The sequence below is a fragment of the Celeribacter baekdonensis B30 genome, assembly GCF_000299875.1.
Classification (GTDB): domain Bacteria; phylum Pseudomonadota; class Alphaproteobacteria; order Rhodobacterales; family Rhodobacteraceae; genus Celeribacter; species Celeribacter baekdonensis_A.
In genome coordinates, this window is sequence record NZ_AMRK01000014.1 from 34,116 (window position 1) to 47,410 (window position 13,295).

General features: G+C 59.9%; 14 protein-coding genes. 10 read left to right on the forward strand and 4 right to left on the reverse strand.

Annotation, left to right across the window (positions count from 1 at the left end; all coding sequences use genetic code 11):
* Positions 1-237: 237 nt before the first annotated feature.
* From B30_RS18330 to B30_RS18365, 8 genes are all read left to right on the forward strand, one after another.
* Positions 238-1,224 (forward strand): thiamine pyrophosphate-dependent dehydrogenase E1 component subunit alpha, encoded by a 987-nt coding sequence (locus tag B30_RS18330; protein WP_009573681.1) that lies wholly within the window; start codon positions 238-240, stop codon positions 1,222-1,224.
* A gap of 22 nt (positions 1,225-1,246) precedes the next feature.
* A complete protein-coding gene (locus B30_RS18335) occupies positions 1,247-2,272 on the forward strand; it encodes an alpha-ketoacid dehydrogenase subunit beta (RefSeq protein ID WP_009573682.1) in 1,026 nt (341 codons plus the stop codon).
* A gap of 73 nt (positions 2,273-2,345) precedes the next feature.
* Positions 2,346-2,579: a biotin/lipoyl-containing protein gene (locus B30_RS18340; protein WP_009573683.1), complete on the forward strand. Its 234-nt coding sequence runs from the start codon at positions 2,346-2,348 to the stop codon at positions 2,577-2,579.
* Positions 2,576-3,265, forward strand: coding sequence for a 2-oxo acid dehydrogenase subunit E2 (locus B30_RS18345; RefSeq protein ID WP_193217658.1), 690 nt, complete (start codon positions 2,576-2,578; stop codon positions 3,263-3,265). The genes B30_RS18340 and B30_RS18345 overlap by 4 nt, the downstream gene beginning before the upstream one ends.
* On the forward strand, positions 3,262-3,960 hold the full coding sequence (locus tag B30_RS21565) for a lipoyl protein ligase domain-containing protein (RefSeq protein WP_009573685.1): 699 nt from the start codon (positions 3,262-3,264) through the stop codon (positions 3,958-3,960). The genes B30_RS18345 and B30_RS21565 overlap by 4 nt, the downstream gene beginning before the upstream one ends.
* Before the next feature lie 31 nt (positions 3,961-3,991).
* A complete protein-coding gene (locus tag B30_RS18355; protein ID WP_009573686.1) occupies positions 3,992-4,492 on the forward strand; it encodes a GlcG/HbpS family heme-binding protein in 501 nt (166 codons plus the stop codon).
* Positions 4,493-4,590: 98 nt separating this feature from the next.
* The gene (locus B30_RS21570) at positions 4,591-5,184 is read left to right on the forward strand and encodes a hypothetical protein (RefSeq protein WP_009573687.1); all 594 of its coding nucleotides are present in this window, start codon (positions 4,591-4,593) and stop codon (positions 5,182-5,184) included.
* A 12-nt stretch (positions 5,185-5,196) separates the two neighbouring features.
* On the forward strand, positions 5,197-6,774 hold the full coding sequence (locus tag B30_RS18365; RefSeq protein WP_009573688.1) for a GMC family oxidoreductase: 1,578 nt from the start codon (positions 5,197-5,199) through the stop codon (positions 6,772-6,774).
* 45 nt (positions 6,775-6,819) lie between these two features.
* Here B30_RS18365 and B30_RS18370 read toward each other — a convergent pair whose 3' ends face one another.
* The 4 genes from B30_RS18370 to B30_RS18385 all read right to left on the reverse strand — a co-directional run bounded on the left by B30_RS18370 (position 6,820) and on the right by B30_RS18385 (position 10,671).
* On the reverse strand, positions 6,820-8,556 hold the full coding sequence (locus B30_RS18370) for a sigma-54-dependent Fis family transcriptional regulator (RefSeq protein ID WP_081583756.1): 1,737 nt from the start codon (positions 8,554-8,556) through the stop codon (positions 6,820-6,822).
* Positions 8,557-8,603: 47 nt separating this feature from the next.
* The gene (gene lipA / locus B30_RS18375; RefSeq protein ID WP_040402935.1) at positions 8,604-9,578 is read right to left on the reverse strand and encodes a lipoyl synthase; all 975 of its coding nucleotides are present in this window, start codon (positions 9,576-9,578) and stop codon (positions 8,604-8,606) included.
* Positions 9,575-9,916, reverse strand: coding sequence for a carboxymuconolactone decarboxylase family protein (locus B30_RS18380; protein WP_009573691.1), 342 nt, complete (start codon positions 9,914-9,916; stop codon positions 9,575-9,577). Before B30_RS18380 ends, lipA begins: the two co-directional genes overlap by 4 nt.
* Positions 9,917-10,407: 491 nt before the next feature.
* A complete protein-coding gene (locus B30_RS18385) occupies positions 10,408-10,671 on the reverse strand; it encodes a Fic family protein (protein ID WP_009573692.1) in 264 nt (87 codons plus the stop codon).
* 577 nt (positions 10,672-11,248) lie between these two features.
* Here B30_RS18385 and B30_RS18395 point away from each other — a divergent pair.
* Entirely contained in the window at positions 11,249-12,097 is an 849-nt protein-coding gene (locus B30_RS18395; RefSeq protein WP_009573694.1) for a LysR substrate-binding domain-containing protein, read from the forward strand.
* A gap of 181 nt (positions 12,098-12,278) precedes the next feature.
* Positions 12,279-13,229, forward strand: a complete 951-nt coding sequence (locus B30_RS18400; protein ID WP_009573695.1) for a Bug family tripartite tricarboxylate transporter substrate binding protein — start codon at positions 12,279-12,281, stop codon at positions 13,227-13,229.
* The last annotated feature ends 66 nt before the right edge of the window (positions 13,230-13,295 follow it).

The following is a 13,295-nucleotide window of genomic DNA, read 5'->3' on the forward strand; positions in this document are numbered from 1 at the left end:
ATGGCACGGCGTATTTTACCAGTTTTCCAATAGTCCAACAGTCTTCTCACAAGCCGTCGCACCTGGGGGTCTCCCATATACCTTTGTGACGGGCAAAGCGGGTGCGGGATGTATCGCCCGGTGTCTCAAGTCAGGTCAAATGAGACAATTTCTTAATCCTTGCATCAGAGCGCGCGAAGTCCCTTCGCTCGAATCCTGATCCTTTCCTAACGTGACTGGAAATCATGGGAGGAAATCATGACACCACCGAAAGACACATTGGCCTGGATGTATGAAAAGATGGTCGCCAGCCGTCATTTCGAGGAGGAAATCGAAACGATCTACATGGAGGGCAAGACGCCAGTCTTTAACATGGCGAACGGGCCGATCCCCGGCGAGATGCACCTGTCGAACGGGCAGGAGCCGGTTGCCGTGGGCGTCTGCGCGCATTTGAACCCCGAGGATGTCGTCACGGCGACGCACCGCCCCCACCACCAGGCCATCGCCAAGGGCGTTAACCTGAAAAAGATGGCGGCAGAAATCTTCGGCAAGGCCACGGGTCTCTCAGGCGGGCGCGGCGGTCATATGCACATCTTCGACGCCGATGTGAACTTTGCCTGCTCCGGGATTATCGCGCAGGGCATGGGTCCGGCAGCGGGCGCGGCCTTGTCCCGCAAGTTGCAAGGCAAGCCCGGCGTGGCGATCTCATTCATTGGCGAAGGCGCGGCGAACCAGGGTGCGTTCCACGAGACGCTGAACCTGGCTGCGGTTTGGAAATTGCCCATGGTCATTGTGATCGAGGACAACGCCTGGGGCATTTCCGTGGCCAAGGAAACCTCGACCGCAATCCAATGTAATGCCGACCGTGCGGCCGCTTATGGCATTCCCGGTCACTACATTCCCGGCAACGATCCGCTGAAGATCTATGAGGTCGCGGGCGAAGCCATCGAGCGCGCACGCAACGGCGAAGGCCCGACCCTGATCGAGATCGAGACCTATCGCCTCGCGGGTCACTTCATGGGCGATGCCGAGGGCTATCGCCCCGAGGGCGAGAAAGACGCGCTGTTTGCAAAGGATCCGATCCCCAACCTGCGCCAGCTGTTGGTGGCGGAGCACGGCTTTGCCGATGCCGAGCTGGACGCGATTGAGGCCAAGGCTCGCGGTGAGGTGGATGAGGCCATCGCCTTTGCCCGCCAAAGCCCGGACCCCAAGCCCGAAGATGCATTGACAGCCGTGTTCGCCTGAGCGCGCAAGGGAGGAAAAACAAATGGAAAATGAACGCAAACTGACAATCGCGCGCGCCATGGCCGAGGCCACCGCGCAGGAAATGCGCATCGACCCGCGGGTCTTTGTGATGGGCGAAGACATTGCCGATCTGGGCGGCGTCTTCGGCAACACCCGCGGCCTGGCCGAGGAATTTGGCAAGGAACGGGTGCGCGACACACCGATCTCGGAAACCGGCTTTATCGGGGCCGCCGTCGGCGCGGCCCAAGACGGGATGCGGCCAGTGGTGGAGCTGATGTTCGTCGATTTCTTCGGCGTCTGTTTCGATGCAATCTACAACCTGATGGCCAAGAACACCTATTTTTCGGGTGGCAAGTTCAACGTGCCGATGGTGCTGATGACGTCGACCGGCGGCGGCTATTCTGACGCGGGGCAGCATTCGCAATGCCTCTATGGCAGCTTTGCTCACCTGCCGGGGATGAAGGTCGTCAGCCCGTCGAACGCCTATGACGCCAAGGGTCTGATGACGGCAGCGATCCGCGATCCGAACCCGGTGATTTATATGTATCACAAGGGCCTGCAGGGCATGGGGTGGCTCGGCACCGAGAAAGGGGCCATCGTGCATGTGCCCGAAGAGGCCTATGAGGTCGAGATTGGAAAGGCCAAGATCGCCCGCGAAGGTCGCGACGTGACCATCGTGTCCATCGCACAGGGCGTGCATCACGGGCTGAAGGCGGCGAAGGTTCTGGCAGAGCAGGGCATCAGCGCCGAGGTTGTCGATTTGCGCTCTCTGGTGCCATTGGATCGCGACACGATCCGTGCCAGCGTCGCGAAGACCGGGCGGTTGATCGTGGTCGACGAGGATTACCACAGCTTCGGCGTCTCGGGCGAAATCATCGCCACGGTGACCGAAAGCAATCTGGCCGACCTCAAGGCCCCGCCGCGTCGGATCGCCTATCCGGATGTCCCGATCCCCTTTGCCCGCGTGATGGAGCAGCATTGCCTTCCGAACGCGGATAAAATCGTCGCCACCGCGCGCGCGCTGTGTCAGGCCCCGATCCTGGCCTGATTTGCACTGAAACCCACGACTATAACGCGCCGCTCCGGATAGAACCGGAGTGGCCTAGGAAGGACTTTGTCACATGGCTACGGAAATCATCATCCCCTCTGACCTCTGGGAAGGCGACGAGGAAAGCGTCATCACCGCCTGGCTGGCCGACGACGGCGCGCAGGTCAAGGAAGGCGCGCTGATCGCCGAGATCATGACCGCGAAGGTACAGCACGAAATCAGCGCTCCCGCATCCGGTACCCTGTCGATTGCCAAGGAACAGGACGCCATTGTCGCCAAGGGTTACGTGATCGGGACGATCGAATGATGGACGTGGCAGACACCGATGACCGCGTGGTTCCGTTGCGCGGGGCGCGTGCGATGATCGCAGACAAAATGCTGTCGTCCCTTCAAGGGGCGGCACAACTGACCCACCACGCCCGCGCCGACATGGGCGCGATGCTGGCTGCAAAGGCGCGGTTCAAGGCGGAGGGCATTGCCCTGTCCGTCGAGGACTTGTTGATGGGGGCCGTGGTGCAGACCTTGGGCCGTCACCCCGATATCAACGGGACGCTCAAGGATCGCTCGATCACCTTGTCGACATCGGTGGATCTGGGCGTGGCGATTGCCCTGCCCGGAAACCTGCTGGCCGCGCCTGCGATTTTTGGGGCGGATAAGATGACCCTGCCCGAATTGCGCGCTGCGCGGCGCGACCTTTCTGAGCGGGCAAAGACCAACAAGCTGACGGTTGCTGAAATGACTGGCGGCACGTTTACCGTCTCCAACCTTGGTCTGTCGCGCGTGGAGCAGTTCACACCGATCCTGAACACACCACAGATCGGAATTCTCGGGATCGGACGCGTGGTGGAAACCGCGGTGCGTGACGGCGACGGGATCGCGTGGCGGTCTTTGACCGGGCTGTCCCTGACCTTTGATCACCGCGCGATTGATGGCGCGCCTGCAGCCGATTTTCTGACAGACCTCTGTCAGACGATCGAGAGCTTTGCGCCGTGATCGTCGCGGGCTTCAATACCGCGTGCGACGGTATCGCCCGTGAAATGGCGCTGTTGCAGCTAGAGCAACCCGCGGCCTTGCTGTGGTCCAGCGCGACGCCCACGCTTGTCCTGCCCGCCGCTTTGATGCGGAGCCCGCATGTTCAGGAGGCCGCCGCGCAGGCCGAGCGGGCGGGCTTTCCGGTCGTGACCCGGCGCAGTGGGGGCGGCATTGTCCCTCAGGGGCCGGGGACGTTGAATCTGGCGTTGGTACTTCCGGCACCGCCGGGTTTCCAACTCGAAGACGGGTATCGGCTCATTTGCAATTCTCTGGCAGAGGCCCTGACGCGGTTCGACATTCGGTCAACGACGGGTGAATGCGCACGTTCGTTTTGTGACGGCACTTGGAACGTGCTTGTGGAGGGCAGGAAGCTCGCTGGAACGGCGCAGCGCTGGCGGAGCTCCGGCTCCGGCCCGATTGTTCTGGCGCATGCCGCCATACTCGTAACCCGGCCTGACGCGGCGCATTGGTCGGTGATGGACCAGCTACACCGCGCCGCCTTTCCCGGCAGCGCAAAACTGTGTTGTGAGGCTCACGTCGCGCTCACCGATCTGATGGGCGAGGGAACCAATCCTGAAAGTTTCTCCGGCGCACTGGCACGGGCGGCGGAAGACCGCCTGTCCAGTCTGATTTCACGGGAAGTCAAAGCGGCCTGAGTGCCGCAAATCAACAAAGGGGAGGACCGGAATGAGTATCAAATTAAACATCGCGGCAATCTTGGGGGCGACGCTGATTTCTGCCAATAGCGCAGTAGCGCTGGAGACAGTCCCCGTGCTCGACATGGACACGGCCCTGAAAATCGCAGGCGGCTGTCAAGAGTTCGCAGAGGCGGAAGGATGGCGGATGAACATCGCGATCGTTGACCGTGGCGCCAATCTCATCGTCTTTCACCGTATGGACGATGCCTTTCTCGGGAGTGGGGATATCGCAATCGGCAAGGCCAAAACGTCTGCAAATTTTCCGTTCTCGACCCGCTTTGTCGGGGAGCTTGCCTATGGGGTCGATGGCGCGGCCCCCGGCGTAGAGGGGCTGGACGAGGTAGACGGTGTCATTGCCTTTGCCGGTGGTCTGCCGATCAGGGCAGGTGAGTTTCACATCGGTGGCATCGGCGTCAGTGGTGATAGCGCCGACAACGACGAGGCCTGTGCCAAGGCCGGTGTGGAAGCCGCTTTCGAGGAGATGGAGTAGGCGCGCCTGCGACCAACTTGAAAGGCGGTATCATCACCGGGCTGTCGGTCCGTTCGGTTGTGTGGTGGAAAGCTGCCGCAACAAAAAGGGAGGACAACATGACCATTCAATTCCACCGGCTGCGGCCGGAAAAAGAGACCCAAGCCGGTATGAGCCGGCGGATGTTTCTGATGACAACAACGATGGCCGGGATCACCACCAGTTCCATGCTGGGCAACGCGTCTTTTGCCGCGTCCGGCGTGTTGGACGACGCCCAAAAAGCCCGTCTTTTGCGTATGATTCAGGACATCTACCCGCATCCCGATGTCTTGCAGCTGTCGCATTACGAAGCGATTGCCGCAACCGTTCTGAAAAGCGCGGAAATGGACGCGGAGAACGCCAAGGGGTTGACCGACGGGTTGGCCAAAATCGAGGCGCAGTCGCAAGCGCTTTTCGGGACCGGCTACACCGACATCGATGATCCTGACGCCCGCGAGGGCCTGCTGCGTCATTTCCAAAACGAGGGCTTTTTCCAGTCTGTGCGGTGGACGGCCTATTTCGGCATCTACGACAACAAAGAGGTCTGGCCCCTGTTTGGATACGAGGGCTCCTCGGTGGAATACGGCGGCTATATCGACCGCGGATTTTCGGACATCACGTTCGTGCCCGAGGGGCCGACCTTGGACGAGCGCCTTGCGCAGGTTCAGGACTAAGGGAGAGGTATCATGGCACAATTTGATCTTAACGACGATTCTGTCGTCGTCATCATCGGCTCGGGCGCGGGGGGCGGCACCCTGGCCAACGAGCTGGCCCAGAAGGGTATCAAGTCGGTTGTCCTTGAAGCGGGGAAACGTTTCGACATGGGCGACATCGAAAACGACGAATGGGCGATGTTCAACAAAATCTCTTGGCTGGACAAACGCTATTCGGGCGGTGGCTGGCATGGGGCTGTAAACCACCCCAACCTCCCGGCCTGGATCGTGAAGGGCTTTGGCGGTTCGACCGTCCACTGGGCGGGCGTCGCGCTGCGGTTCAAGGAGTACGAGTTCAAGACACGTACGCATTACGGCGCCATCGACGGCGCCAATGTCGAGGACTGGCCGGTCTCACTGGAGGAGATGACCCCCTGGTATGAGAAAGCCGAACTCAAAATGGGCGTGACCGGTAAGACCACGGGGATGCCACACTTGCCTTGGAACAACGGCTTTCGGGTGCTGGCCGAGGGATGCCGCCGCACCGGGCGCACAGATTACAATTCGGGGCCGATGGCCATCAACTCGGTCGAGCGGGACGGGCGACCAGCCTGTCATCAGATCGGGTTTTGTATGCAGGGCTGTGCGATTGGGGCGAAATGGTCGACCATGTACACAGAACTGCCGCGCGCCGAGGACACCGGCCTGTGCGAAATCCGGACCGATGCGATGGTCCTGAAGATCGAGCATAACGCGGAAGGGAAGGCCAGCGGCGTTCTTTATGCCGATGCGGACGGCAACCTACACCTGCAAAAAGCGCGGGTGGTCTGCGTCGCCGGCAACTCGATCGAAAGCCCGCGGCTTTTGCTCAATTCGGCGTCGTCGATGTTCCCCGATGGGCTGGCCAACAGCTCGGGTCAGGTGGGCAAGAACTACATGAACCACACCACTGGGGGTGTTTACGCGGTGCTGCCGGAGAAAGTGCACATGTTCCGTGGCACCTCGGTCGCGGGGATCGTGGGGGATGAGGTCTATCACGATGCTGCGCGCGGATTCAGCGGCGGCTACTATCTGGAATTCCTGTCTCTGGGCCTGCCGTTTATGGCGGCGTTCCTTGAGCCGGGGAATACGGGGTGGGGACGCAGTGTCACCCAAGCGCTGGAAGCCTACGACCGGATGTCAGGTGTCTGGGTTCTGGGCGAGGATCTGGCGCAGGAACGCAACGGCATCACCTTGCATGACAGCGAGGTCGATCAGCACGGGCTTCCGGTTCCGATCGTGTCCAAGACACCGCATAACAACGACTACGAGATGACTGAGCACATGTACGAAACCTCGGCTCAGATCTACGAAGCCGTGGGCGCGACGGATGTCTACGAGCTGCCTGCCTATCCGGCCACTCACAACATGGGGACCAACCGGATGCATGCGGACCCCGATAAAGGCGTGGTCAATGCCTATGGTCAGGCGCATGACATTTCCAACCTGTTTGTGTCAGACGGCAGTCAATTCACCTCGTCTGCGGCGTGTAACCCGACCCTGACCATCGTGGCGCTGGCCATTCGACAGGCGGAATACATCGCGCAGGAGATGAGCGCCCGCAACATCTGAGGCGGGCACTTGCCGGGAGCGGCCAGGTCTTGGACCTGGTCGTTTTCATTCGGGGCGTTGCAATCCTTCGGAAGCGATCCAACGATTGATCGTCGCGCGGCTGACGCCGAGCAGTCGGGCGGCCTTGGTGACGTTCCAGTCGGCGCTGTTCAGGGCGTCACGCAGCGCATGCCGAGCCAGGTCCCGTTTTGATGTGGCCGGGCGGTTCCGGATTCTGTCCGGCAGATCGGTCACGTTGATCATCGTGCCATTGCCGCAGATCAGCGCCTCGCGCAGGACAGCGCGCATCTCGCGCTGATTGCCGGGCCAATCATAGTCGCAGAGCAAGGTCATCGCCTGATCGGAGACCTGGGGCGGGTTGGCACGGTCCTGCGCCAGATGAGTCTGGATGATATCGGCAACCTCGCGCTGTCGCAGGGGGGGCAGGTCCAGCACGGACTGGCCGACAAGATATAGCAGGTCAGGTTGTAAGCGATCGTTCTCCTGCAACTGTTCCCAAGGTTGGTCCGAGGTGAACAGCACCAGCGCCCGGTCTTCGTTGTAGCGGTCGCCGTTGGCACGATCATCATCCTCCAGAAACTGTTTCAGCCGGGTTTGCGTCGGGTCGTCCAACTGTTCGATATTTTGCAGAACCAGCGTGGGCGACACCCGGTCAACCGGGTAATCCCCCAGAAAACGCATCGCCTCCAACGCTTCGGCCACGGCCTCGGCGGCGTTGGGGCTACTGGCGTCCACTGTTACGCCGGTGGGGCTGATCAAACCAAGATCGGCAATGATCGCCTTGGCGAAGTCGCGGCTGTCCCCGCCTGTCTCGCCACAGATCAAGAGCGGCACGCGATAGGCGGCCAACTTGCGGGCGCGTTCGATCAGCTTGGGCAGTGTGGCCCCCTGATAGGTGAAACCCGCAAGAGGACCGGTTTTGTTCAACCGCGCCGGGACATGCGGTGCAGCGGCATTGACGAAATAGCGACGCGGCGGCACGCGGGCCGGGCCCCGCAGGCTGATCTCGAGGTTGTGCAGGTCCGACAGGTGCCGCCCGACAAGGTTCTGATGCGGGGCCGGGCGCGCGTCATCGCGCCATAACGGCAGGCTGAAGACCACCGCCCCCCGGTCGTCACAGGCCACCAGCGTTTCGAAACACCGCCGTGTTTCGGGGTCGCGCGACATAAGCCGGGCGGTCATTTTGTCCGAATGGAAATTGCGGAACAGGCGAGTCTGGAACTGGCGGGTGGCTCGGTGCAGCGTTTGTTCACACAGGCCGATTTCATCCGGTCGACGACCGACCGCTCCGACCAGCGTCACCGACCCGATCAAATTGTTCTGGGCATCGGTCAGCGGCGCCGAGCTACAGGCAAAACGCGAGAAGCACCGATAGAAATGATCCTCGCCCGAAACAGTCAGGACGCGACCCGCCGTCAAGGCAACGCTGATCCCGTTGGTGCCAGCCAGTTTCTCGTTCCAGATGCCTCCGGCAGTCAGACCACTGCGCTGAAAATCGGCCTCGACGCCGTCGGGGGCGTAGCTTTCGAGCACAACGCCTTCGGCATCGGTGACCAACAGGCAATACCGGCTTTTGACGGGCAGCAGCGTGCTGCGGTCCAGTTCGGACGCGGCGCCACCGATCAGGTCCTGAAACTGTTCGCGGCGTTGAGCGATCTCTGCGCCCTGCAGGCGCAGGATCGGCGCACGTGTTCCCACCGATAGCCGGTGTTGCTGTGTCGAGCGCGCCTTGGACAGATCGACCAAGTCGCGCAGCGCCTCTTTATGATCTGAGGCCATCATGATTTTCCTCCCATTGCCAGGTCGCAGGGTCCGGCAATCCCTCCTGATTATTGCGTGAAAACCCCCTTTTGTCCAAGTCCCGCCTTGGTCTCGGATCGCAGCGCCTGAAGTTTCTGGAAATCGGCATCGGCGTGATAGCTGGATCGGGTCAGGGGCGAGGCCGCAACCATCAGAAATCCTTTGCCCAATGCGGCGGTCTTCAGGGCGGCAAAGTCTTCCGGTGTGACGTATTGTGCGACGGGATGATGTTTCGGCGTCGGTTGCAGATATTGTCCGATGGTCAGGAAATCGACGCCCGCCGCCCGCAGGTCGTCCATCACCTGATGCACGGACTGGCGATCCTCGCCCAACCCGACCATCAGCCCCGATTTGGTAAAGATCGAGGGGTCGCGCTGCCGGACCCGGTCCAACAGGCGCAGCGAGTGATAATAGCGCGCACCGGGCCGAACTTGTGGATAAAGCCCCGGCACGGTTTCAAGGTTGTGGTTGAAGACATCGGGCCGCGCATCGACCACCGCATCCACCACGGCGGGATCGCATTTCAGGAAATCCGGCGTCAGAATCTCGATGGTGGTGTCGGGGTTGAACTGGCGGATGGCACGGATCGTGTGCACGAAATGCGCCGCGCCGCCGTCCCCAAGATCGTCGCGGTCGACCGAGGTGATCACCACGTGCCGCAGCCCTAGGCTGGCCACCGCCTTGGCCACCCGTCCGGGTTCGAACGGATCCAGAGCCTCGGGTCGGCCGGTGGCCACATTGCAAAAGGTGCAGCCGCGTGTGCAGGTGTCGCCCATGATCATCATGGTCGCGTGACCCTGTTCCCAGCATTCGCCCAGATTGGGGCAACTGGCCTCTTCGCACACGGTGGTCACCTTCGCGTCACGAACGAGAGTCTTTGTTCGGGAATACCCCGAGCCCGAAGGGGCCCTGACGCGAATCCAGTCCGGTTTGGCCGGACCCGGCACGGATTTCCGGTGCGCCTTTTCAGGGTGTCGCAGGGTCGGGACCTGTTGTGTTGTCATTCTGCAAACGCGTCTAGGGCTTCCAGTGCCCGACCCCCATATACGACCGAAGGGCCGCCACCCATCTCGATTGCGACCGAGATCGCCTCGATCACCTCGGCGCGCGTTGCGCTGTGTTTCAGCGCGGCCCGCAGGTGGAACACGATACAATCCTCGCACCGAATCGCGATGGAAATCGAGAGCGCCATCAGCTCTTTGACTTTGCCCGACAATGCCCCATCGCCAGACACGGCACTTACCAATTGGCTGTAGGGCTTCATGGGTGCAGGGGCTGCCTTGAACAGGGCGCCCACGCGTTTGTCGATCTCTGCGCCCTCTGCGCGGTAGTTTTTGCTCATCATTTTCCTCCCATCAGGCCCGTTTGACAGGGATGCGTTTCCCAAAAGCGGTGCAGGTGTCTTGGACCTTTGGCGGCACTATGATTGTTGCGCCCGCCTCAAGGTATCGGAGATCGAACTTTCACACCTGCGAAGCCGATAACTGTCTCATTCGGCCAAAAGTGAGACAGCGCCTGTGTCACGAAAACAATTTAGGATTGTTTGTTTGACAGGCGGCTCCTTGCTGGTGTTGACGTGCCTCCACGTTAGGGGAGTTCCGCCGGGTGAACCGCGGATGGCGAAGCCTTCAACGCCAGTTTCACGACCTTGCGCCGCACCTCGTTAGGGATGCGGGTCCAGACATATTTCGGCTTTGGGGATTGGTCCTGCAATCCGAGCTCGCCACGATGCAGATACCTATCTTACCAGGACGGTCGCAGGCCAATTGACGACTTCAATGAGTGTTTTCGACTGAGTAAGTCGCCCGCTGTGGTCGGTTTTATCACTGTCTATCATTGTGTAGCCCTCGTCTCGGCCAGAAGGGAGTCAAACGGACGAATGCCTCCCGTCACACTCGCTGTCTCCAACACGGCCATATATGCTTTGCGCTGTTCAAACCTGACTCCCGTCCACGGTTGGCCTGCAGCGATCATCATGACGTTCATCAAGAAGCGCGCTATGCGACCATTCCCGTCTATGAACGGATGGATAAATACAAAGATGAAATGTCCGAGGACGACCCGAACAGCCGTCGTATGGTCGAGGCAACGCGTCATCTCGGTCGTTCCGGATACGGTCACTGGGGCGGGCGTTTGCCCTCAATGTCCGCGTCGAAAACGAGAGGCAGGCGTTTGGTTCGTGTCGAATCTTGCCTTCCAACACGGACGGATTCGGTGGCGCTCATGGTGGACATTCCTGTTCTGACGTCTTTGCTGTCACAGCAGGTGTTATTCCTCAGTTTGCCGGACAGGCCGTTCTTCTACCTTACCAGCGGCTACAAACTACGTTTGATGAGCACTGCTACATTGGCCCGAGTTGGCAGAAGGCCGGTGATCAGCGCTATGCACAAATCGCAAGCTATCGGGGTGCAGCATCTGTTCCGTTCGAAATTCGGATGAACTGAGCCGGGTGTCGAAGCTTCGACGGTCTCCTAGATGCTGCCCTGTCTGATGACACCCATTGCTTTGCCACTGTCGCGGATTTTTTGGCGTCGGGCATAAGGGGATTGGCCGTTGTCAGGTATAAATATCAAAAAGTCAGACGCAAAACGCACGCAGATCAAAAGCTGGCGATCAGATATCTGGCGATCAGATATCTTGTTATGATATGCTCCCCCCAAAATGGCACACCAACATGATCACTAATCTCGAAGCGGACCTGTTGCGCACCTTTGTTGCGATTGCGGAGGAGGGCGGATTCACTGCGGCTGCGCGGCGGGTCTATCGCACACAATCTGCTGTCAGTCAGCAAATGAAGCGCCTTGAAGAGACGTTGGGCATCCCCTTGTTCGAAAAGCTGGGCCGCAAACGGCGGCTGACGCAGGCGGGTCAGAACCTTTTAAGCTATGCACGCCAGATCATCAGCCTGAACGATCAGGCCGTGATGATGGTGCATGCCTCACAGGAGAGCGGTGAAGTCCGCATCGGAGCGCCGCACGATATTGCAGATTCCATTCTGCCGCTGTTTCTGTCGACCTATGCCCAAACCAATCCGCGCGTTCACGTCATGCTTAAAGTGGACCGAAGCCCGAATCTCATGCCTTTGCTTGAGGACGGGCGGCTCGACATGACGCTGACCACACGTCATTCCGAACGGTTCGAAGGCAAGCTTTTGCGAAGCTCGCCGACGGTCTGGATCGCCTCTTCCATGTTGCGGCTTGAACGCAATCAACCTGTGCCCTTGGTTCTTGCGGATTCTCCATCCATTTTCCGCCGGATCGCGCTTGATGCGCTTGAACAACGGGGCGTGGCCCATATCGAACGGTATACCTGCCCGAGCCTGTCCGGGATTCATGTCGCCTTGAACGCCGGATTGGGCGTAACCGCGCGCACACCGGAAATGGTGACGCAAGACTTGCGTATCCTTGGTGAGCGTGAGGGGCTCCCGCCATTGCCCGACATCAATTTCTACATCTATCGCCGCAATGGTGCACTGTCTCAGGCAGCCAGTGCCCTTTTCGATCAGATTTGTGCCGAGCGGTGAGGCGGACCAGCGTGCCTGAACGCGTGGCGCGGATCTGGCTGGGGAGAGGCTCCCTTGATACATTAACACTCCTTATATATTTTGGTTCATTTCTAAATATACCTAATGCTTTTTCCGGCCTAACGTCGCCACGATAAGGGGACCGTAAGACATAAGGTCTCAAACCAATGGGAGACTACACATGCTCAAATCTCTACTTCTCGGTGCCGCGCTTGGAACCAGCCTGCTCGCCTCTGCATCGGCGCAGGACTATCCGACACAGGACATTGATCTCGTCGTGCCGTTCGATCCGGGCGGAAGTGTCGATGTCACCTCCCGCTTGCTTGCGGAAGCCGCGAACAAATATCTTGATGGTGTGAGTGTTGTCGTTTCAAACCGTGCCGGTGGCGGCGGCGTTGTGGGGCAGAGCTTTGTTTCAAAGGCCAAGCCTGATGGCTACACGGTTTTGGCGATGACCAGTTCCGTTGTGACAAACCCGCAGTTGAAAGGCGCGCCCTATAAAATCGAAGATTTCACGCCCGTTGCCGCCTATAACCTTGACCCGGAAGTGATCGCCATCCCGGCCTCTTCGCCATTTCAAACCATTGACGATTTTGTAACCGCCACCAAAGAGCGCCCGTTGAACATCACCGTGGCCGGGATCGGCACATCGCACCATATGGCGGGGCTCGCGCTGACCTCTGCAGCGGGTCTTGAGTTCAACTACATCCCTGCGAATGGTTTTGGCGAACAGCTTCAAGCCGTTGTCGGCGGTCATGCCGATGGCGCGTTCTGGCCGATGGGCGAAGCGATGGTTCATGCCGAAGCGGGCACCGTGCGCATTCTGGCCATTGCCTCTGATGCGCGTGATCCGAACTTCCCGGACGTGCCGACCTTTGAAGAAGCCGGGTTGAACATCCCGATCTGGGCGACCTTCCGCGGCTGGGCCGTGCCCGCAGGCACCTCGGACGAGACCGTGACTTTCCTGTCCGACCTTCTCAAAAAGGTGTTTGAAGACGACACCTACCAAGAAAAGATGGCAGCGGCCGGTTTTGATGCAATCTATCGCGATGCGGCGAATTTCCAGTCGATCATCACGGCCTATTCCAATCAGGTTGTGCCGATCATCGAGGACAACGGCCTCGCGAAATAACGCAGGCGACAACACCTGTCCTGCTTGTGCTGATCACGTCCGCCCCTCCGTGCGGTGGGCGTGATT